The sequence below is a fragment of the Hymenobacter taeanensis genome, from assembly GCF_013137895.1.
Taxonomy (GTDB): Bacteria; Bacteroidota; Bacteroidia; order Cytophagales; family Hymenobacteraceae; genus Hymenobacter; species Hymenobacter taeanensis.
Genome location: NZ_CP053538.1, coordinates 1,423,422 through 1,443,551, shown reverse-complemented (window position 1 = coordinate 1,443,551; position 20,130 = coordinate 1,423,422). Strand labels below are relative to the sequence as shown.

Here is a 20,130-nt window from a genome sequence, read left to right as displayed (position 1 = left end):
GTGATGGCGTAATTAAGAGATGAGGTGACAAAGGAGTACGGGTGATGTGCTATTCACTTCTTACCTCTCCCTGTATCACCTCATCTCATAATTACGCCATCACCCCTATTCCAGTGACCGTTCGCGGAAGAGAACGTACCCGATATGGGCAAATACGCCGAAGCGGTGGTTGTCGTCGTCGTAGTGAATGGCTTGCACGGATAAAGGGCCCACGGGGGTCTGGTAGACCAGGCCCGTCATGAGGGTCAGGTAGGGGCGGCTCACACTATTGGCGCGGCGCACCAGCACGGGGTTGTCGTAGGCCTCTTTCCAGGGGCGTACCAGCACGTGCGCGTAGCCTTCGGTGCGCCACTCCAGGCCCCGGAAGATGCCTCGGACGTAGCGCAAGCCAACTGCGGCGTAAGCTGTACCCCGGTAATTATCCAGAAACAGCGTGCGAGAATCGGGCAGGGGCAGGAAAGCAGCGGAGGTAGTGAGGGAAGAACGGTACGTAGCAAACGCACCCTGCGTGCTGGCTACGGCATCAACCAGATAGCCCCAGGCATTGGTTTTAGCCCCTACCGAGTCGCTCTTGCTGAGCGAGTAATACTGCTCCGAAAAGATAGAGCCCCGCACCCATTGTTGGTTTTTAGTGCGGGCGAGCACCCCATTCGCGGTAGAGCCCGGACTGTATTTCTCCTGGCCCGTCACTCCCCGGAAGGTAAATTCTACCCGGCGGCCCTTGGTGGAGTACTGGCGGCGGTCGAGGGAGTTGCGCTCAAAGCGGACGCCCGCCGTGATGCCCTGAAAGCGGTTCAGGTCCAGTACGTCGGTGCTACTTAGCTCCTGGGTGTTGGCAAACCGGTCGCGGTTGGTAAACGCGGCTATATCCAGTATATATCGGCTGCGGTAGTTAGGGCTGATACCAACGGTGAGACCCGTTTTTAGGTCGCGTTGTACCAGCTGGCTGGTTTTGGCATTCTCCCCAAGCAGCCCGCCGGTATCTTGGTAATTAAGGTTGTTGAAGGTAACGATGGGCTCAAAGTAGAGTGGAATCTGACCCGGCACACTCACTCGAAAAGCTCCCTGCACTGCATTGTAAAAGCGGCCAACGGTGGCATTAGCGCGCACCGTATACAGGTAGCGGCTCAGGTAGCGGTAGGCCCCTCCCAGGTAAAAGTTGCTCATGGAGCGCGACGAAAGCAGCACACCCAGGTCGGCGGTGAGGTTATTGGCCTGGCGGGCATCAATGCGAAGCCCGTAGCCCTTTTGCTCTTCAGAGTAACGCACCCGGGGGTACACGTTGGTAAAAAAGTCGTTGCTGACCAAGCGGAAGTAGCCCTCCTCAATGTCGCTGGGGGAGTAAGCAGAGCCACTGCGCTGGAAGAACCGGCGCACAAACTCCTGCTGCTGCCGCGGCAGGCCCTGCACGGTTACGCTGGTAAACGTGGGGCGGGGCGCCCGCTCCTGAAACGCCCGCCGCCGCTGCTGCAACGACACGGTATCCTCCCGGCGCTGAATGCGCTTGAGCATAAGGGGGAGCTTCTCGTTGGCTGCGTTTTCCCCCAGGGCTACCAGGCGGCGCACCCGTCCAAAATCAGCGGCCGTGAAGTCCGTCAGGTCTGGCTGAATAAAAATGCCGTTGGGTCCTACGGAGGTGGTATCGGCCCCGTTCGAACCCAGGAAGAGCAAGGTGCTGGTAAGCAGCTGGTCGTCTTTCTCTTTAGGATATTTGTTGTAGGCCACATCCCCCACGTTCACCCCAATAATAATATCGGGCTTAAACTCATTCTTGATAACCCCGGTAGGAAAATTGTCTACCACGGCCCCATCAAACAGGTAGCGGCCATCTTCCTGCCGAATGGGGCGGAAGGCCAGCGGAAAGGCCATGGAGTTACGCACGGCATCGGAAAGGGAGCCGCTGCGCTGAATAACCTTCTGGCGAGTAAACACCTCTGAGGCCACGGCCCGGTAAGGCACAAACAGGTTATCAAAGTTGTAGTTGGAGATGGCGCCGGCCGGAGCCAGCATAGTGGCCAGCACGTAGTTTAGGGTGGCATCGTTAATGATGCGCGGCGTTACGCGCGTGCGGAAGGCTGAATCGACGGCCAGGCCCAGATGCAGGGCAGCGGGGGAGGGGTCGGCATCGTAGAAGTTGAACACCTTGCCCTCCAGGGGGCGGTTGGCCACCCAGTTCTGAAACTCCGGCTTCAGCACAATTTCCTCAATTTCCTGGGGGGAGTAGCCGGCCGCGTACATACCGCCCACAATGGCACCCATGCTGGTGCCCACAATGTAGTCGATGGGGATGCGGTTTTGCTCCAGCACCTTCAGCACCCCCACGTGTGCCAGGCCCTTCGCGCCGCCCCCACTAAGCACCAGGCCCACCTTTTGTGCGTGCGTAGTAGGTAAGTGCAGCAGCCACAAACAGAGTAGCAGCAGAAAATAGTATTTTTTTGACATACGCAGGGCGGAGAACAGAAACATGAAAAGCCCCTGTAGTGGGGCGCGTTTCCGTACGCATACGCAGCAGCGGGGTTGCCTGGCCAGGGCCAAAAATTACTATTTCCTGTGAATGCTTACGTAAACAACCCGCCAAGAAAGCTCAACACTTGGGTGGGTATGCAAACATCACTAACAAGGGACTCTGCGAGGCTGCACCCTCTTACCATTTCTTGAATATTACGTACACGGCCGCCACCAGCAACACAAAGCCGACCACGTGGTTCCAGGCCAGTTTATCCGTCTTGAAAACAAACACGGCGCACAGCGTGAATACCGTCAGCGATACTACTTCCTGAATCACCTTCAGTTGAAACAGGTTGAAGGGGCCACCGTTCTCCTCAAACCCCATACGGTTAGCAGGCACTTGAAATACATACTCAAAAAGCGCCAGACCCCAGCTAATCAGAATTACGGAATGCAGGAATAAAAAGCAGTAGATACGCCAGCGGCCGGAGCCAGGGCTTGCGCATCTACTGCAACCATAATAAATCGTTTCGGCCTCGGGCGGTGGCGTAGCTCCTATTCCTCGTGGCCAGGTACGGGGGCTTTAGTAGTTGGCTCGGCCGTTTGCTTGGCCTCAAGGGCCAGGCGTTCCTGTTCCCTTCTGGAGGGGGAGCGGGGCAGCTTATCTAGGTCGGGCTGGCCGGCATCAACCCATGCGGTGTACCAGAAGGCACCCACCAGCCGCAGCGCCAGTCGCATTTGCCGCTCTACCTGCCCGTTGAGGCGCTGGTGGTACTCGCGGGCGAAGTCGCGGGAGTAGGCGCGCACCGTTAAGTTGCCGCGCTGCTCAAACCCATACTTGCGGTCTTCGGGGAATTTCAAGGTCAGTTCCCGCTCAAAGCGGAGCACCGAGTCGGTGGCCGCCGCCGAGCGGCCCACCGCGGCCCAGATAACATCCGTAGGCCTATCCAGGTAGGGGGCGGGGCCGGTAAAGAAGTCGTAGCCCGAGCTCAGCAGCTCCGGCAGGCGGCTTTCCCAGAGGGCATGAATACCGCGCTGGTTGGTAAGCTGCCCGTTGTAGTTGTGGGTGGCGTGCAGCGGCACGCAGGCATCGGCAATGTAGTGGCCTAGGTCGGCGGAGAGGTGCAGGATCCGGTCGGTTTCGTGAGCCCGGAAGGCTTCCGTCAGCTGGCCTTTCATGCGGACCACCTGCCAGGGTACTATACCGTGGCGCAGCAAAGAGTCTTCGCCCAGCAGGGCCACCGCATCGGCGTAGGAGCGGGGCAGCTTGTACACGGCGGAGTCGCCGTACACGTCCACGTCGAGGAAGTGGCGCGGGGCTTCGCCGGGCACCACCGTGCGGCGGGAGTCGGGGCGGGTGGCGTTGTCGGTGAGGTAGTCAATGTTGGCTTTATAGAACCCAATCATCTCCCGCGGCAGCGTGTACACCGCCAGCCGGTTGATGAGCCTATGGCTAAAGAACCCCCAGGCCCGTGCTGGCTGAGCAGCCACGAGATACGCGCACAACATAATATATACTCGCCAGTACTGCATTACCTATACGCTAAGGCACATAAACTATTGCCAGTTAATAAGCTGAAAATCAGTTAGTAGCCGGCAGGGGCGGTTTTGGGCATCTAGGCCCACATAGGAAGCATAAGTACCATCGCCCAGGCCAGTAGAGAAAGTAGCAACGGTATCACGTGGGGTGGCATACAACAGGCCTAGCAGCGGGGAAGATGTTTCCAGCCGGAAGCTCTTGATAAATAGCTGCTCCCAAACGGCATTATCTTGCAGAAAAGTAGTGAATGGGAGTAGGCGGTGGGCATCGATAAACAGCCCTGTGCCCCCATCTACGGGGTAGCCATAATACTTTTCTCCAAACAAAGGCAGCGGTTGCTGGCCGGGCAGCAGGGCCGGCTCCCACTTCACCACAGGCGCTTCTGAAAAAAGAATGCGGGCAAAGGCCACCCGCTCGTCGCCGCCGAATTGGGCCACGGTCAACTCCACCGGAAAGCGGCCCTTGGGAAACAGGGTAGTAAAAGCTTGCGCCCCGCCCGTCAGCGGCTCACAGGCAACAACCCTTCCTGAGTTAATTGGGAGGTTGCCGAGGAAATTGCGGTAAAAGCGAAACGTAAGGCTGTCCTGCGCAACCTGGGCATCGGGGAAAAAGCTGGATTCAAATATCTCCGGCTTGGCTGTTACCTGATAGGGCTGCCGGTTCAGGGTCATGCGCCCCGGCGATAAAACAGTGCCTTCTATTGGCTTAGTACAGCCCGCTAGCCCTAGCGCCAGCCAAACGGCTGCAGCGCCAATCAGTCGTCGCATAGATATAGAGTGGGTAGAAATAGACCTATAAAAAAAGCTGAGTAACCGCCAGACAAAGTACGGTTACTCAGCTTTGTAAACCTACTGCGGCTACCTGGCCTAGCGGCGGCCCTGCCCGGCAAATTTCATCCGGTAGTCGGCCTTCACGTCGCCTTTGCTGATGCGGCTGAGCTTGCCCTTCAGCAGCTGCTTTTTCAGCCCCGATACATAGTCGGTGAACAGCACGCCTTCCAGGTGATCATACTCGTGCTGAATCACGCGGGCCGTCATGCCCGAGAAGGTTTCCTCGTGCTGCTGGCGTTCTTCATCCTCGTAGCGGAGCGTAATCACTGGCTTGCGGTACACCGTTTCCCGAATGCCGGGAATGCTCAGGCACCCTTCCTCAAAGGCCCATTCCTCGCCGGTTTCCTCTACTATTTGGGGGTTGATGAAGGCGCGCTTTACGGGCGCCGCCGTAGGCTCCGGGATAATAGGGTTGCCTTCTTCGTCTTCATCCAGCATGGGCTCAGAGTCAATCACAAACAGCCGGATGCTCTTGCCCACCTGGGGCGCGGCCAGGCCCACACCGTGGGCGTAGTACATGGTGTCGTACATGTCCTGCACCAGCTGCTTGAGTTCAGCCGGGGAGAAGTCAGAAGCTATGGGTTTGGCCGGGGCTTTCAGCACCGGGTCGCCGAAGGCAACAATAGGGTAAATCATCGGGATTCGAGGAAAGATTGCAGAATGATAGTAGCGCTTACGCGGTCTACGGTGGCTTTGTCGCGGCGGTCCTTTTTGCTTAGGCCCCCGGCCAGCATGGCAGCATGTGCCATGCGGGAGGTAAACCGCTCGTCAATCTCATGCACGGGCACCTCCGGAAACTCCCGCCGCAAACGCCGAATGAGGCCTACTACGGCGCTGGTGGAGTCGGTGGCCTCGTTGCTCAGGGTGCGGGGCATGCCTACCACCAGCGCCTCCAGCGGCTCACGCAGGTGGTATGCCTTCAGGTAGGCCACTACATCCTGACTATGAATGGTTTCGAGGGGAGTGGCAATCAGCTGAAGCGGGTCCGTTACGGCCAGCCCCACGCGCTTGTTGCCGTAGTCGATGGCAAGAATTCGGCCCATCACAAAAGAATTGACTTGAAAAAGCAAAGGTCCGGTACGCCAAGAAGTTAAGCGAACCAAGGGGCAAAGATACGGCGCTGCGCCGGAAAGATGACAGTGCTCTCCTGGTACTGGTAAATCTGTGGCGAGAGGCGCTGCGTAGGTGGTAGGGCCCCCATGAAGATGCTCATGAGAAGGGTTTGCCTTGATATAGTTACAAAAAAGTGTTGTTTGTGTATCGGCTATCAAGTTGCTAAGAATTGTATTTTCTATCTAAAATAGGCTCATTTTGGTATTAAATAATAAAAAATTGCACTGATATTTGAAGTTTATGGTTGTTATTGAAAGATGACGTGTTTCTTAGAAAAGTTTCAATAGTTTTGAATACATATTTGTTACATTTCCGCCGCACATAGTAACAACATTTACTTTCTCAACGCCTTATGAACACCGAGCCGAACGTCTCGCCGCTACCCGCGACGGAGCCGGCCCCGCGAAATACGCGGCGGCAGGTGCGCCAGCCATTGCTGCTGGCTCTGGCGTTGGCTTGTGGAATATTGCTGGGGGCCAACCCCTTTCGGCCTTCCAGTCAAAACCCCGATGGCACCGCCCGGGGCTACCTCAAGTTCAAGGAAATTCTGAGCTACGTTGACCGCGACTACGTAGACTCGGTGAATGCCGAGGAGCTCTCGGACTACGCTATCAGCCGGATGCTGGAGCGCCTGGATCCGCACTCCGTCTTTATTCCGGCCAAGCAGCAGCAGCAGGCTTCTTCGTTCCTGCAGAGTGATTTTGACGGTGTAGGAGTGGAGTTCAATATCTTCCACGACACCGTAACGGTGGTGTCGCCGGTGAGCGGCGGGCCCGCTGAACAAGCAGGGCTGCAACCCGGCGACAAAATTCTGGCGGTGGCCGGCGAGAAGGTGTCCGGGATTCATACCACCACTGAGCAGATGTTTAACCGGCTGCGCGGGCCCCGCGGCAGCAACGTGGTGCTCCAGATTGTGCGGCGTGGCATGGCCAAGCCCATGAACGTGCAGGTAACGCGCAACCGCATCCCAAACTCCTCGGTAGACGTGGCCTACATGGTGGATAACCAGACTGGCTACATCAAGGTAAGCCGCTTTGCTAGTGGTACTTACGACGAGTTTAAGGCTGCCCTCGGTGATTTGCGTCGGCAGGGGCTTACCCACCTCATTCTCGATTTGCGCGGTAACCCCGGCGGCTACCTCGACCGCGCCACCAAAATGGCCGATGAGTTTATCGGGGGCACCAAGAAGATTGTATACACCGATGGTAAGGGTGACCAGTATGACTCCCAAACTTACTCCCGCGTAGCCGGCGAGTTTGAGCAGGGCCCGCTGGTGGTGCTGGTAGATGAAGGCAGCGCCTCCGCTTCTGAGGTACTGGCCGGCGCCCTCCAAGACCATGACCGCGCTCTGCTGGTAGGCCGCCGCACCTTCGGAAAAGGCTTGGTGCAGCAGCCTATTGCGCTTAATGATGGCTCAGAGCTGCGCCTCACCATTGCCCGCTACTACACGCCCTCAGGCCGCAGCATTCAGAAGTCGTACCAGGGTGGCCTAGAGGCCTACGAAAAGGACCTGGTGAACCGGCAGCAGCACGGCGAGTTCTTCCACGCCGACAGCATTCACTTTGCCGATTCTCTGCGCTACCGCACCACGCACGGCCGCACCGTGTACGGCGGCGGCGGCATCATGCCCGATGTGTTTGTGGCCCGCGACACCATGGCTTTCTCGGCATACTACACCCGCCTGCAAAGCCACAACCTGATTCGCAAGTATGCCCTCGACTACGTGCAGGACCACAAAGCGGAGCTGGAAGGCCTGCGCTTCGAGCAGTTCAACCAAAGCTTCCGTATTACTGATATTCAGCTGCAGCGCCTGGTAGGCATGGCCACCCAGGATGGTATACCCGCCGATGCTGCAGGCCTGCGCCGCTGCGCCACGCTGGTGCGCAGCCAGCTCAAGGCTCTCATCGCCCGGACTACATATGGCAAAGCTGCCTACTTCCAGGTCCTGAACCAGAACGACGCCGAGATGCAGCAGGCCCTGCAGGTCATTCATGACGGCCGCGCTACCCTAATGCAAGGCCTTTCAATGAAATAACCGACCAACCTAACACCTAAATCCAAAAAGAAAGCGCCCGCAGCTAGTAGCTGCGGGCGCTTTCTTTTTGCTATAAATAGCAGCCTTACTTAACCGCTACGAGGTCTTGCACCCGGAACTGCTGCTGTAGGCCACTCACCGGCTGGCCATCGGCTTCGGCGTAAGGATAGATGAAGTAGTTGAGCGCCCCACTATGCTGACGCGGGGCTAGCACCAAGTCGCGGCCCCGGGTAAACTCCAAGCGGTTTTCGTCGTGGGCCCCGAAGAAGTAGGCGCGTTTGGCGGGGTTCTTGGCTGCCTCGGAGGCATCAACGGGTACCCAGCCGGTTTCCTTGGTGTAAAACTCGGCCCAGCAGTGGTAGCCTTTCACCTCGGCAGTGCCGCGCTCAGGTGGCAGCGGGAAGCCAATGCTGAAGCGCGCCGGAATGCCCACTGCCCGGCAGTAGCCAATGAACACAGCGTGAAAATCAGTGCAGTTGCCGCGGCGGGCGTCGCAGGCGTAGTAGATGTCGCCGCGGCCCCAGCCCTGGCCGGTCTTGTCGTAGGTCACGGTATTTACTACGTGCTCATAAATGGCCTTGGCTTTTTCCAGATCAGTTTTGGCGTTGGCTTTCGTGATGACCTCGTGCGCCCACAGCCGGATTTTGGGGTCTAAGGGCACGAGACTATCCGGGGCTAGCCAGCGGTTCATGTTGGGGTCGGCGGGGGCCAGTTCTTTGCGCGACACGGGCTGGCCCGTCAGCGTAGGGTTAAGGTGCTCCCGGCGCGTAGCCTGCAGCTTCATGCTCACTGTGAAGCCCTGCAGTGCCGCGCCCGTGGCGTGCACGTGTAACACACGGTTGCCATAAGAGCTGGTTTTTACCTCGTAGGCTACGGGTGCCGTGATTTTGAGGTCCCGGATGTCCTGCGACTTGTCATCGTGCGGCACGGGTAGCCACAGGTCTACCTCCTTCACGCCAGCACCCTGGGCGGGCACCGTAGCAGTGTACTCGAAGTTAAACGTGCGGGTACGTGGCTCCGCTGGTTTAGGCACTGAGGCAACGGATAACAGGCCTAGGCCAGTTAGCAAGAGCGGCAGCAAGCGGGACATAGAAGAGGGCACGGGCAAGAGGACTAATAAGCGGCTGGAATAAAACGCAAAGATACTATAGGAGTGAGGGTTCAACCATGATAAGATTCAAATGGTTGCAAGCTTTACCCCACCCCCCCCAGTCCCACGCTGGGCTGGGGGTGGGGTCCCGCAAACCTTCTTACCTTCACGTAACCTACCTACCCACCGTATTTCCCACCCAACTCATTTCTGCACCATGGCTTTCTACCACCGCCTCGGCCAGATTCCGCGCAAGCGCCATACCCAGTTCCGCCAGCCCGATGGCTCCCTGTACTCGGAGCAGCTGGTGGGCACGCTGGGCTTCCACGGTGTCTCGTCGCTGCTCTACCACAAGCATCCGCCCACCGAAATCAGGACGGTAGGCCAGCCGGAGCCGTTTGCGCCCAAGCTGCTCAAAGACCGGCCCCTAGAGCCCGCTCATCTGCGCACCTTAGCCCAAACCACCACCGGCGGCGACTACCTGCAAGCCCGCCAAACCATGCTCGGCAACGCCGACGTGACGCTCAGCATCTGCAACCCCACGGAGCGGCGCATGGAGTACTACTACAAAAACGCCTTGGCCGATGAGGTTATCTTCGTGCATGAAGGCCGTGGCGAGTTGTGGAGCCAGCTGGGCAAGGTGAAGTTTGAGCCCGGCGACTACGTTATCATTCCGCGCACTATCATTCACCAGCTGCACTTCGAGGAAGGCCCCGTGCGCCTGCTCATCATCGAGTCATTTAGCCCCGTGGAGACGTGCCGCCGCTACCGCAACCACTTCGGGCAGCTGCTGGAGCACTCGCCCTACTGCGAGCGGGACATTCGGCCTCCGCATGAGTTGGTGGAAGGTGACGAGCGGGAGTCGGGCGAGTATGTGGTGAAGATCAAGAAAGATGGCCTGCTGCACACGCTCACCTATGGCCACTCACCGTTTGATGTGGTGGGCTGGGACGGCTACTTCTATCCCTATGCCACCAGCATTCATGACTTTGAGCCGATTACGGGCCGCCTGCACCAGCCACCACCCGTGCACCAGCACTTCGAGGGCCACAACTTCGTCATCTGTTCCTTCGTGCCGCGTCTCTTTGATTATCACCCGCTGAGCATTCCGGCACCTTACAATCATTCCAACGTCGACTCCGACGAGGTGCTGTATTACGTGGCCGGCAACTTCATGTCGCGCAAGGGTGTGGATCTGGCTTCGTTTACCTGGCACCCCAGCGGCATTCCGCACGGCCCGCACCCCGGTACCGTAGAGGCCAGCATCGGCAAAAAAGAAACTCATGAGCTAGCCGTTATGGTGGACACATTCCGCCCGCTCTACCTCACCGAAGCCGCCCTGCCGTACGTGGACGGCCGCTACCCCATGAGTTGGCAGCCCGGCTTCGTGCCCGACCCGCCCCGTTCCGCCGACATGATGGATTAATGGCAGCCTAGGCCAGTAGCATATTATTCCGAGCAGATTCGAGAATCAGGGAGAGGTCTAGCGGCCATTCCGAAATTCAGGATTTGCTCGGAATAATAGTTTTAAGAGGTTATGCAGGACTTAAGGTAGATGTTGAATCTGAGTTGAAGTGGATTGCGTAACTTCCGCTCAAACTGCAACAAACATGAAAAAAGTCCTCTTTCTAGCTCCCCTCTTGGTCCTGCTGGCTTTTGTGTCTAGCTGCGACAAACTTGATAAGCTGCTGACCTTCTACATCGAAGACTCGCAGTCAGTTAAAATTGCCAGCGGCTTCCCGGTAAACGTGGTTACACCCGTTTCGCCCCTTACCGTTCCTACCCGCTCCGACGAGAAGTTCAAGAACGAAAACACCAGCGCCAACCTGGTAAAGGATGTGAAGCTCGACCGCCTCACGCTCACCGTTACCGACCCCAGTTCCGAGAACTTTGACTTCCTGAGTAGCATCAGCCTCTACATCAGCACCGACGGTAACGACCGGATTCTGCTGGCCTCCATGGATAACGTGCCCATGGGTGTCAACACCATCCAACTTAACGCCACCACCGAGAAGCTCGACAAGTATATTAAGGCTAGCAGCTACACGCTCTCCACCGAAGCCCGCATCCGCAAAGCCATCAGCAAGGACATCACTATCCGCGCTGACTCGCGCTTCAAAGTAACCGCCGACCCGCTGTAGGCCAGTTATAGGTAGCAAAAAGAGAGCCCCTGGCCTAGGCCAGGGGCTCTCTTTTTTAATTCAGTATATCTGTTACTTCAACAGTTCGTGCAGTACGGTTTGCATGGAGAACACCCGGTTACCTGCTTCCTGAATTACCAGGGAGTTGGGAGAGTCCAGAATAGCATCCGACACCTCCACGTTGCGGCGCACGGGCAGGCAGTGCAGGAACTTGGCGTCGTGGGTGCCAGCCATGTGCTCGGGCGTCAGCATCCAGCTAGGGTCATTGCTGATGACCTGGCCGTAGTCTTTATAGCTGCTCCAGTTCTTGGCCTGCACAAAGTCGGCACCTTCCAGGGCCTTCTTCTGGTCGTACTCAATCCGGGCTCCTTTCGTGAACTTGGGGTCCAGTTCGTAGCCTTCGGGGTGCGTTATCACAAAGTCCACCCAGTCTACTTCCGAGAACCAGTCGCAGAACGAGTTGGGTACGCACTGGGGCAGGGCGCGTACGTGTGGGGCCCAGGTCAGCACCACTTTCACCCGCTCCTTCTGCTTGGTTTCCGCTACCGTAATCAGGTCGGCAAACGACTGCAGTGGGTGCAGCGTGGCGCTTTCCAAGCTGATAACCGGTACCGTGGCGTACTTTAAAATCTTGTTGAATACTTCCTCGCTGTAGTCGGCCTCCCGGTCCTTGAGCGTGGGGAAGGTGCGCACGCCCAGCACGTCGCAGTACTGGCTCATCACGGCAATAGCTTCCTTGATGTGCTCCTGCGTGCCGCCGTTCATTACCGCGCCATCGGCCATTTCCAGCGTCCAGGAATCAGCACCAGCGTTGAGCACCCAGGCTTGTGCGCCCAGGTTGTAGGCCGCCTTCACCGAGCTAAGCCGGGTACGCAGGCTGGGGTTGAAAAAAATCAGCCCGACGGTCTTGTTCTTGCCAATGTGCTGGTACCCGTACGGATTCGCCTTGATTTCCAGGGCTTGCTGCAACAGCGCTTTATAGTCGCCCGCATCGGCGAAGGAGGTGAAGTTTTTCATTGGAGAATGCTTGGTCACAGTGGCACACTGTGATTTGGTAGTGAGGGTAATGGCCTTAAGGTTGACTATTTAGTCTGACAAGTAAACGGCCCTTTTTCATAATTAACTTCGGATGCGTCCGGATCTATCTGACTGTATTTTATTTCGAGACAGTCGCCAAGCTTCAATTGATCTAGTTTCCTTTCAAATGTTTGTTGATGAGGTTTGCCATTGACGTAGTACCTGCATTCTACTTGTTTTGGGCCTACTCTAATGCCTGATGGAGTGCCAAGCCAAATGACTTTGCCCTGTGTAATAGAGTAATTCAACATTTTCTGCTTCTTATTAAAAGAAGAATGCACGCATAGAATAATTAATACTGATATAACTACCGCCATTATGCGGTTATAAACCTTTCCTGATTTAGCAGGAGTTACCTTCTTGCGCTTGTTCATCTAGGATTCACAAAATCAAAAAGAAACGTCATGCTGAGCATAGCCAAGCATGACGTTTCTTTTTGTTACGCTTACTCTTACATCGCCTTATACTCGTTCCAGCTCTTGATCTTCAGGTCCTTCATTTCCAGGCGGCAGAAGGCTTGGATGAAGGCTTTGGCTAGGCGGGCGTTGGTGAGCAGCGGGATGCCGAAGTCGATAGCCGTGCGGCGGATTTTGTAGTCGTTGTCCAACTCGCCCTTAGAGAGGTTCTTGGGGATGTTGATGACCAGGTCAATCTTCTTCTCCTTCAGGTAAGTCAGCACGTTGGGCTCCTGGTAATCATCGGGCCAGAAGAGCAGGCTGCTGGGGATGCCGTTTTCGGCGAAGAACCGGTGCGTACCCTGGGTAGCGTAGATGGTGTAGCCCTTCTTAACGAGCAGCTCCGTGGCCGAGAGCAACGCTACTTTCGACTTGATGGGACCACCGGAAATCAGCACCGACTTCTGCGGAATCTTGTAGCCCACGCTCAGCATCGACTTCAGCAGGGCTTCGTCGGCGGTGTCGCCGAGGCAGCCTACTTCGCCGGTGCTCACCATGTCCACGCGCAACACCGGGTCGGCGCCGGGCAGGCGGGTGAAGGAGAACTGGGGCGCTTTCACGCCCACGAAGGGTAGGTCATACACCCGCTCGCTCTCGTCGCGCGTCACTTTCTTGCCCAGCAGCACCTGCGTGGCCTTCTTAATCAAGTTGTTGCCCGATACTTTCGACACGAAGGGGTAGCTGCGCGAAGCGCGGATGTTGCACTCAATCACCCGAATTTCGCCGGCTTTCTCCAGGAACTGAATGTTGAACGGCCCGCTGATTTCGTAGCGCTTGGCAATCTTCTCGGCAATGATTTTCAGCCTCCGAATGGTGCGCACGTACACCTTTTGGGGCGGATAGTACATGGTAGCGTCGCCGGAGTGCACACCCGCAAACTCCACGTGCTCCGAAATGGCATAGCTCACGATTTCGCCCTTGTCTGCTACCGCGTCCAACTCAATTTCCTTCGCTTCCTGAATAAACTCCGATACCACCACAGGGTACTCGGCGCTTACTTCGACGGCAGCTTTCAGGAACGCCTGCATCTCAAACGCGTTGGAAACCACGTTCATAGCCGCGCCCGATAGCACGTAGCTCGGACGGATCAATACGGGGTAGCCTACCTCGCCCACAAACTCGAACATGGCGTCGAGGGAGGTCAACTCCTTCCAGCGGGGCTGAGCAATGCCCAACTCATCCATGATGCTCGAGAACTTGTGGCGGTTTTCGGCCTCGTCGATGCGGGCCGGAGCCGTACCCAGGATGGGGGCTTTGGCGTCGGCGAGGCGGGTGGCGAGGTTGTTGGGAATTTGGCCGCCGGTGGAGAGAATCACACCCTCCGGCTGCTCAAACTCTAGAATATCCATCACCCGCTCAAAGCTCAATTCCTCAAAATACAGCCGGTCCGATACGTCGTAATCGGTGCTGACGGTTTCGGGGTTGTAGTTGATGATGATGGTTTTGTAGCCCTCTTCGGCGGCCGTTTGCACGGCATTCACGCCGCACCAGTCGAACTCCACAGAGCTACCGATACGGTACACGCCTGAGCCCAGCACCGCAATAGACTTGCTGGTTTCCGGCTCTAGGTCATTTTCGGTGCCGTGGTAGGTGCTGTAGAGGTAGTTGGTTTTGGCCGGGAATTCGGCCGCCAGCGTGTCAATCTGTTTGATAACTGGCAGCACGCCAAGGGCCTTGCGATGGGCCCGCACCAGCAGCTCGTCTGCTTTCACGTCGCCTTCGCCTAGCAGCTTCACTGCAATCTGCTGGTCAGAGAAACCGGCTTTCTTGGCTTCGCGCAGTAGGCCAGTTTCCAGGGCGCCTAGGCCACTGCCACGGTGGGCAGCCAGCTTATTGCTCAGCTCGAAAATGGTGTAGAGGCGCTGCAGGAACCAGTGGTCAATCTTGGTCAGATCATGCACTTGCTCCAGGGTGTAACCGGCCTCAAATGCCAGGTTGATGGCGAAGATGCGCTCCTCGTTTGGCTCGCTCAGCAGCTTATCAATGGTGGCGTTGTCAACCTGCTCGGGCTTGTTGGCCACGAAGCCACGCTTGCCGGTGTCCAGCATGCGCAGGCCTTTCTGAATGGCTTCCTCAAAGGATTTGCCGATGGCCATTACCTCGCCCACGCTCTTCATAGCCGAGCCAATCTGCCGGTTCACGCCCTCAAACTTGGCCAGGTCCCAGCGCGGCAGCTTCACCACCACGTAGTCTAGAGCAGGCTCAAAGAAGGCCGACGTGGTCTGCGTTACGCTGTTTTTCAACTCCGAGAGCGAGTAGCCCAGGCTCAGCTTAGCCGCCACAAAGGCCAGCGGGTAACCCGTAGCCTTAGAGGCCAGCGCTGATGAGCGCGACAAACGGGCATTCACCTCAATTACGCGGTAGTCCTCCGACACGGGGTCGAGGGCGTACTGAATGTTGCACTCGCCCACAATGCCGAGGTGGCGGATGGTCTTGATGCCGATGCTGCGCAGCTTGTGGTACTCGCGGTTGCTCAACGTCTGCGAGGGGGCCACCACAATGCTCTCCCCAGTGTGAATACCGATGGGGTCGAAGTTCTCCATGTTGCAGACCGTGATGCAGTTGTCATACTGGTCGCGCACTACTTCGTACTCCACTTCCTTCCATCCTTTCAACGACTCTTCCACCAGAATCTGGTCCGAAGTCGTGAAGGATTTCTGCACTAAGGCCCGCAGCTCGTCCATGTTATTGGCGAAACCACTGCCTAGGCCACCCAGCGCAAACGCCGCCCGCACAATGATGGGGAAACCGATTTTCTCGGCTGCGGCCAACGCGTCTTCCATGGTCGTCACGGCCACGCTGCGGGCTGAGAGCACCCCAATCTGATCGAGCTTCTCCTTGAATATGTCCCGGTCCTCGGTGTCGATGATGCTCTGCACGGGCGTGCCCAGCACCTTCACGTTGTACTTCTCAAACACCCCGCCGCGGAACAGCGCGACGGCGCAGTTCAGGGCCGTCTGGCCACCAAACGCCACCAGAATGCCATCGGGCTTTTCCTTCTTGATGACTTCCTCCACGAAGTAGGGCGTCACGGGCAGGAAGTACACGTCGTCGGCAATGTTGTCCGACGTTTGCACGGTGGCGATGTTGGGGTTGATGAGGATGGTGCGGATGCCTTCCTCTTTCATCGCCTTAAGGGCCTGGGAGCCGGAGTAATCGAACTCACCGGCCTCGCCAATTTTCAGCGCGCCGGAACCGAGGATGAGAACTTTCTGTGGTTTTTCCATTCTAAGGGTTAGGGTAACAGGCCGCTGGTGCGGTCATGTTAAAAGGCAGTCGGGCAACCCCTGCCGCAACCTACTGGCACATGCAGGGCAAATTTTCTATTCGGTAAAGACGGTGTCGCTTTTTATTATCTCCCAGTCGCCGGACGGGCGCTTGGCCATCCAGAGCCGGACGGTGGCGTCAGCACGCTCCCCATCCAGGAAGAACCGGAAGGAGAGCGAATCCTTTTTAGCACCAAGCTTCTCCAGCTTGAAGTTCTTGGCGGTTATTCTTCCCGTTCTACTGGTTATTCGAGACGAAACCCGGGCCGAACTCATGGCCTTGTTAATCAAATCAGCTGGCTCACCCAGCACTGCTTTCAAAATTGTTCGCTGCCCCATGTTCTTGATGAAATAGAACCCTGCGAAAGCCAAAGCGCCCAACAACACATATCCCCAATTCGGAAAACCTCTACCTTTTTCTTGCATGAAAGTGGTGCGTTGGGATGAGTGGTGGATAACTGGCCGTCATGCTGAGCTTGTCGAAGCATCTCTACCGCTTCTCCATTACCAAGTTTATCCCGTCGTACAACTGAAATAAATGGTGGCCGCAATGTTCAGTAAAAACAGCTACTTCTTTGAGTTCAGGAGCTTCTATAGCGAAAGCATATTTGAATTCAACTTTTGAGTCGTCTTCAAATAGGATGCGCACTACGCTATCAGTTGGGAAATCAGTAGTACCTAGCATCTCACTGCTACTCCCCTTCGCAGTCAGGTAGTCTCGCAATTTAATTTTCCACTGTTCGGGCAAATCGGCTTGGCGCATCCGGTCAGGTCTTTTTGATATTTAGCGACGAAGCGGTAGAGATGCTTCGACAAGCTCAGCATGACGGTCTAGAGGGCTGATGTGCTAGGCCACTCTACTTCGATGCTTTGTGCTCGGCCACGGCTTTCAGGAAGTCGTCGAACAGGTACTCCGTGTCCTCGGGGCCACCGGCGGCTTCGGGGTGAAACTGGGTGGAGAAGAACGGCTTGGTCTTGTGCTTGATGCCTTCGCAGGTGCCGTCGTTCAGGTTCTCGAACAACATTTCCCACTCGGCGGGCAGCGTGTTAGTGTCTACCGCGAAGCCGTGGTTCTGGCTGGTGATGTAGCTGCGCTTGGTGCCCGTGAGCAGCACCGGCTGGTTGTGGCTGCGGTGGCCGTACTTCAGCTTAAACGTGTCGCCGCCCGCGGCTAGACCCATGAGCTGGGAGCCCAGGCAGATGCCGAAGATGGGCTTGTCCTGGCCTAGCGCGGTTTGCAGGTGCTGGATGGTGGCGGTGCACATCTTCGGGTCGCCGGGGCCGTTGCTGAGGAACAGACCGTCGTAGTCGAGCTTGGTGAAGTCGTAGTCCCAGGGCACGCGGATCAGCTCCACGTCGCGCTGCAGGAAGCAGCGGATGATGTTGGTTTTGGTGCCACAGTCGACTAGTACAATCTTGTGCTGACCGGTGCCGTAGTGCTTCACCTCGGTGGGGCTCACCTGGGCTACCAGGTTGTCCTGGTTGGGGTCGTGCAGCTCTACATCCTGCTCGGCCACAATCTTGCCCAGCATAGCACCTTTCTCCCGCAGGATTTTGGTGAGCATGCGCGTATCCACCCCAAAGATGCCGGGGATGTTGTACTCCTTGAGCCAGTCGCCGAGGCTCTTGGCCGCGTTCCAGTGGCTGTGCTCCTCGGAGTAGTAATTCACTACCAGACCGGCAATGTGAATCTTGTCCGATTCGAAAATCTTGGAAATTGACTCGTACAGTTCTTCGCCTGGCACGCCGTAGTTACCCACCATCGGGTAAGTCAGCACCAGAATCTGACCGGCGAAGGACGGATCCGTTAGGTTTTCGGGGTAGCCGGTCATGGCTGTGCTAAACACCACCTCGCCCGCAGCGGAGGTAAAGGCGCCGAAAGAAGTACCCTCGATTTCAGTGCCGTCTTCGAGCACCAGCTTCACCGATTTAGCGTTTTCCACTCTGTTTTGCGAAAAAGGGTTTACTCTATTATTTATTTTCTGCAGTATTCAGGCACGCTGCCTCCTTGCTCATTGAGGTGGGGAAGCGGCAGGTAGACCTATCATTCCAATCGATGCTGATCGGAACCTTGCCATGGAAGGGAATGCGACGATTCGGCGCTGGGCGTTTTGCGAAGGCGCGGAGTAGTCTCAGTCAGTTTTCGGGACGGCCCGGATACGATTTCGGCTGGAACAGAACCAAATATTAGAGGTCTATTCCAGCCGAACGAGGACTTAAGCCAAACGGAAGCGAGAGAAGGTAGTTCAATCGGTCCCGCACCCTGCCACTCCCAGATGTCAGGCATCGGGAAGTTTGGCGGGCACGACTGCTGAAAGAAAAAGTGGGAGGCCGTTCTTTCACGGAAAGAACCAGCCGGTTGCTGCGCAAGTGTGGCCAATGGCAGCGTGCAGCTAATCAGAAGGGGAGCCTGGCTCGTAAACCTCATCGTGCTACTCATTGGGGCTGCAAGTTAGGCCACAAGTCGCTTACTTTTTCACCTCGGCCGGAATAAGTGTGTACAGTGCCTGCAGGAACCGGTCAACTTCGGCCTTAGTGATGTTGAGCGGAGGCAGCAAACGGAGCACCGTGGGGTCGGAGGCATTGCCTACGAAGATGTGATGCTCAGTCAGCAGCTTGTCGCGCACATCCTTAATAGGGAAGTCGTACTTGATACCCACCATCAGGCCCCGGCCGCGGATTTCCTCGGCACCCGCATTGGCTTCCAGCTCCGAGCGGAGGTAGTGGCCTAGCTCAGTGGCGTGGTTCAGCAAGTCTTCCTGCTCAATGACTTCTAGCACCGCCAGAGCGGCAGCGCAAGCAAGGTGGTTGCCCCCGAACGTGGTGCCTAGCAAACCATAGGATGCCTTCAGCTCCGGAGCAATCAGGATGCCGCCGATGGGGAAGCCGTTGCCCATGCCTTTTGCTACCGAAATGACATCGGGGCGGATGCCAGCGTGCTGGTGAGCAAAGAACTTGCCGCTGCGGCCGTAGCCACTCTGCACCTCGTCGGCAATCAGTAGGGCACCGTACTGCTTGCACAGCGCGGCTAGGCCAGTCAGGAACTCATCGGAAGGCATGATGATGCCGCCGACGCCCTGAATTGGCTCAATGATGGCCGCGCAAACGTCGCCGCCTTGCAGTACCTGCTCCACCGCCGCCAAGTCATACTCCACGAAGGAAATGGCGTGGTCGGCGTTGAAGGGCGCCACAATTTTCGGGTTATCAGTTGCGGCTACGGCCCCGGAGGTACGGCCGTGAAAAGCACCTTTGAAGGCCACCACGCGTTTTTTGCCAGTGTGAAAAGACGCCAGTTTCAGGGCATTTTCATTGGCCTCAGCCCCGGAGTTGCACAAGAACAACGAGTAGTCCTCGTAGCCCGACACCTGGCCTAGCTTCTGGGCTAGCTGCGCCTGAATCGGGATCTGCACCGAATTAGAGTAGAAGCCGATGTTCTGCAGCTGCTCGGTGAGGCGCTGCACGTAGTGCGGGTGGCTGTGACCGATGGAAATAACGGCGTGGCCGCCGTAGAAATCCAGGAATTCCTGGCCTTTATCGTCCCAAAGTTTCGCCCCCAGCGCCTTTACTGGCGTGATGTTGACGAGCGGGTACACGTTGAAAAGCTCCATGATTGGTGGTGTCAGAGCGTAGTTAATATGACAATGTCATGCTGAGCGCAGCGGAGCGGAGTCGAAGCATCTCTACTGCTTCGTTGAGGTTAAGCCAAACACTGTTACTTGTTTGGCTACTATAGTATGAGAGCCAGCGGAAGAAGAAAACGAACAACCTATTGCGTCACCGACTTCCTCGAAGTCAACGCTGAAAAGAACAGGAACATGGTCAAATGTGAGGAATGTGTCTTTCACATTTTGAAATTGCAGTTCTATACTACAGGGCTTGAACTGCTTGTAGTGTCCCTTTTCATCAAGCTCGTTTACGAATTCAGCTGTTTCAATTAGAAACGTAATCGTGCTTTCGAAAGAGTGAATTTCAAAATTCATTCTTTCAAGTGTGGCATCATGAAAATTCGGCCAGTACCCAAAATATTGAACTACAAGCTCAGAATTAATTATTCGGTTGATGACGGGATTTTCAATTGCCGACATGGATTATCGTTCGGTAGAGATGCTTCGACAAGCTCAGCATGACGTTCTGA

General features: G+C 56.5%; 17 protein-coding genes and 1 pseudogene. 3 read left to right on the top strand and 15 right to left on the bottom strand.

Going from position 1 to position 20,130, the window contains the following annotated elements:
• Positions 1 to 105: 105 nt before the first annotated feature.
• The 7 genes and pseudogenes from HMJ29_RS06190 to HMJ29_RS20605 form a co-directional block, all read right to left on the bottom strand.
• The gene (locus HMJ29_RS06190; RefSeq protein WP_171590657.1) at positions 106 to 2,442 is read right to left on the bottom strand and encodes a patatin-like phospholipase family protein; all 2,337 of its coding nucleotides are present in this window, start codon (positions 2,440 to 2,442) and stop codon (positions 106 to 108) included.
• Positions 2,443 to 2,644: 202 nt separating this feature from the next.
• A pseudogene (locus tag HMJ29_RS06185) lies at positions 2,645 to 2,905 on the bottom strand (DMT family protein); the annotation flags it as partial.
• 98 nt (positions 2,906 to 3,003) lie between these two features.
• Positions 3,004 to 3,957 (bottom strand): zinc dependent phospholipase C family protein, encoded by a 954-nt coding sequence (locus HMJ29_RS06180; protein WP_253805666.1) that lies wholly within the window; start codon positions 3,955 to 3,957, stop codon positions 3,004 to 3,006.
• 48 nt (positions 3,958 to 4,005) lie between these two features.
• Positions 4,006 to 4,755: a DUF4241 domain-containing protein gene (locus tag HMJ29_RS06175; RefSeq protein WP_171590655.1), complete on the bottom strand. Its 750-nt coding sequence runs from the start codon at positions 4,753 to 4,755 to the stop codon at positions 4,006 to 4,008.
• A gap of 99 nt (positions 4,756 to 4,854) precedes the next feature.
• A complete protein-coding gene (gene def, locus HMJ29_RS06170; RefSeq protein WP_171590654.1) occupies positions 4,855 to 5,454 on the bottom strand; it encodes a peptide deformylase in 600 nt (199 codons plus the stop codon).
• On the bottom strand, positions 5,451 to 5,861 hold the full coding sequence (gene ruvX / locus HMJ29_RS06165) for a Holliday junction resolvase RuvX (RefSeq protein WP_171590653.1): 411 nt from the start codon (positions 5,859 to 5,861) through the stop codon (positions 5,451 to 5,453). Before ruvX ends, def begins: the two co-directional genes overlap by 4 nt.
• A gap of 47 nt (positions 5,862 to 5,908) precedes the next feature.
• Entirely contained in the window at positions 5,909 to 6,031 is a 123-nt protein-coding gene (locus HMJ29_RS20605) for a hypothetical protein (RefSeq protein WP_262922206.1), read from the bottom strand.
• 252 nt (positions 6,032 to 6,283) lie between these two features.
• Here HMJ29_RS20605 and HMJ29_RS06160 point away from each other — a divergent pair, with 252 nt between their 5' ends.
• The gene (locus tag HMJ29_RS06160; protein ID WP_171590652.1) at positions 6,284 to 7,966 is read left to right on the top strand and encodes a S41 family peptidase; all 1,683 of its coding nucleotides are present in this window, start codon (positions 6,284 to 6,286) and stop codon (positions 7,964 to 7,966) included.
• Between the two features lie 85 nt (positions 7,967 to 8,051).
• On the opposite strand, the gene HMJ29_RS06155 is transcribed toward HMJ29_RS06160, so the two are convergent.
• A complete protein-coding gene (locus HMJ29_RS06155; protein WP_171590651.1) occupies positions 8,052 to 9,056 on the bottom strand; it encodes a transglutaminase-like domain-containing protein in 1,005 nt (334 codons plus the stop codon).
• Positions 9,057 to 9,273: 217 nt separating this feature from the next.
• On the opposite strand from HMJ29_RS06155, the gene HMJ29_RS06150 reads away from it, so the two are divergent.
• Positions 9,274 to 10,482 (top strand): homogentisate 1,2-dioxygenase, encoded by a 1,209-nt coding sequence (locus tag HMJ29_RS06150; RefSeq protein WP_171590650.1) that lies wholly within the window; start codon positions 9,274 to 9,276, stop codon positions 10,480 to 10,482.
• Between the two features lie 184 nt (positions 10,483 to 10,666).
• A complete protein-coding gene (locus HMJ29_RS06145; RefSeq protein ID WP_171590649.1) occupies positions 10,667 to 11,197 on the top strand; it encodes a hypothetical protein in 531 nt (176 codons plus the stop codon).
• A 72-nt stretch (positions 11,198 to 11,269) separates the two neighbouring features.
• On the opposite strand, the gene HMJ29_RS06140 is transcribed toward HMJ29_RS06145, so the two are convergent.
• From HMJ29_RS06140 to HMJ29_RS06110, 7 genes are all read right to left on the bottom strand, one after another.
• Positions 11,270 to 12,214, bottom strand: a complete 945-nt coding sequence (locus HMJ29_RS06140) for an N-acetylornithine carbamoyltransferase (protein WP_171590648.1) — start codon at positions 12,212 to 12,214, stop codon at positions 11,270 to 11,272.
• Between the two features lie 511 nt (positions 12,215 to 12,725).
• Complete coding sequence (gene carB / locus HMJ29_RS06135) at positions 12,726 to 15,956, bottom strand: carbamoyl-phosphate synthase (glutamine-hydrolyzing) large subunit (RefSeq protein WP_171590647.1); 3,231 nt, start codon at positions 15,954 to 15,956, stop codon at positions 12,726 to 12,728.
• A 96-nt stretch (positions 15,957 to 16,052) separates the two neighbouring features.
• Positions 16,053 to 16,421, bottom strand: coding sequence for a hypothetical protein (locus tag HMJ29_RS06130; RefSeq protein ID WP_171590646.1), 369 nt, complete (start codon positions 16,419 to 16,421; stop codon positions 16,053 to 16,055).
• Between the two features lie 64 nt (positions 16,422 to 16,485).
• Positions 16,486 to 16,758 carry a hypothetical protein gene (locus HMJ29_RS06125; protein WP_171590645.1) on the bottom strand — a complete coding sequence of 91 codons (273 nt, stop codon included), beginning with the start codon at positions 16,756 to 16,758 and terminating at the stop codon, positions 16,486 to 16,488.
• Between the two features lie 94 nt (positions 16,759 to 16,852).
• Complete coding sequence (gene carA / locus HMJ29_RS06120; RefSeq protein WP_171590644.1) at positions 16,853 to 17,938, bottom strand: glutamine-hydrolyzing carbamoyl-phosphate synthase small subunit; 1,086 nt, start codon at positions 17,936 to 17,938, stop codon at positions 16,853 to 16,855.
• Positions 17,939 to 18,463: 525 nt separating this feature from the next.
• The gene (locus HMJ29_RS06115) at positions 18,464 to 19,603 is read right to left on the bottom strand and encodes an aspartate aminotransferase family protein (protein WP_171590643.1); all 1,140 of its coding nucleotides are present in this window, start codon (positions 19,601 to 19,603) and stop codon (positions 18,464 to 18,466) included.
• Between the two features lie 72 nt (positions 19,604 to 19,675).
• Positions 19,676 to 20,080, bottom strand: coding sequence for an Imm50 family immunity protein (locus HMJ29_RS06110; RefSeq protein ID WP_171590642.1), 405 nt, complete (start codon positions 20,078 to 20,080; stop codon positions 19,676 to 19,678).
• Between the last annotated feature and the right edge of the window lie 50 nt (positions 20,081 to 20,130).

Excerpts from the sequence above, each read along its gene's own strand:
- HMJ29_RS06190 (WP_171590657.1), bottom strand. The coding sequence starts at position 2,442 with ATGTCAAAAAAATACTATTTTCTGCTGCTACTCTGTTTGTGGCTGCTG.
- HMJ29_RS06180 (WP_253805666.1), bottom strand. The coding sequence starts at position 3,957 with ATGTTGTGCGCGTATCTCGTGGCTGCTCAGCCAGCACGGGCCTGGGGG.
- HMJ29_RS06175 (WP_171590655.1), bottom strand. The coding sequence starts at position 4,755 with ATGCGACGACTGATTGGCGCTGCAGCCGTTTGGCTGGCGCTAGGGCTA.
- def (WP_171590654.1), bottom strand. The coding sequence starts at position 5,454 with ATGATTTACCCTATTGTTGCCTTCGGCGACCCGGTGCTGAAAGCCCCG.
- ruvX (WP_171590653.1), bottom strand. The coding sequence starts at position 5,861 with ATGGGCCGAATTCTTGCCATCGACTACGGCAACAAGCGCGTGGGGCTG.
- HMJ29_RS20605 (WP_262922206.1), bottom strand. The coding sequence starts at position 6,031 with ATGAGCATCTTCATGGGGGCCCTACCACCTACGCAGCGCCTCTCGCCA.
- HMJ29_RS06160 (WP_171590652.1), top strand. The coding sequence starts at position 6,284 with ATGAACACCGAGCCGAACGTCTCGCCGCTACCCGCGACGGAGCCGGCC.
- HMJ29_RS06155 (WP_171590651.1), bottom strand. The coding sequence starts at position 9,056 with ATGTCCCGCTTGCTGCCGCTCTTGCTAACTGGCCTAGGCCTGTTATCC.
- HMJ29_RS06150 (WP_171590650.1), top strand. The coding sequence starts at position 9,274 with ATGGCTTTCTACCACCGCCTCGGCCAGATTCCGCGCAAGCGCCATACC.
- HMJ29_RS06145 (WP_171590649.1), top strand. The coding sequence starts at position 10,667 with ATGAAAAAAGTCCTCTTTCTAGCTCCCCTCTTGGTCCTGCTGGCTTTT.
- HMJ29_RS06140 (WP_171590648.1), bottom strand. The coding sequence starts at position 12,214 with ATGAAAAACTTCACCTCCTTCGCCGATGCGGGCGACTATAAAGCGCTG.
- carB (WP_171590647.1), bottom strand. The coding sequence starts at position 15,956 with ATGGAAAAACCACAGAAAGTTCTCATCCTCGGTTCCGGCGCGCTGAAA.
- HMJ29_RS06130 (WP_171590646.1), bottom strand. The coding sequence starts at position 16,421 with ATGCAAGAAAAAGGTAGAGGTTTTCCGAATTGGGGATATGTGTTGTTG.
- HMJ29_RS06125 (WP_171590645.1), bottom strand. The coding sequence starts at position 16,758 with ATGCGCCAAGCCGATTTGCCCGAACAGTGGAAAATTAAATTGCGAGAC.
- HMJ29_RS06115 (WP_171590643.1), bottom strand. The coding sequence starts at position 19,603 with ATGGAGCTTTTCAACGTGTACCCGCTCGTCAACATCACGCCAGTAAAG.
- HMJ29_RS06110 (WP_171590642.1), bottom strand. The coding sequence starts at position 20,080 with ATGTCGGCAATTGAAAATCCCGTCATCAACCGAATAATTAATTCTGAG.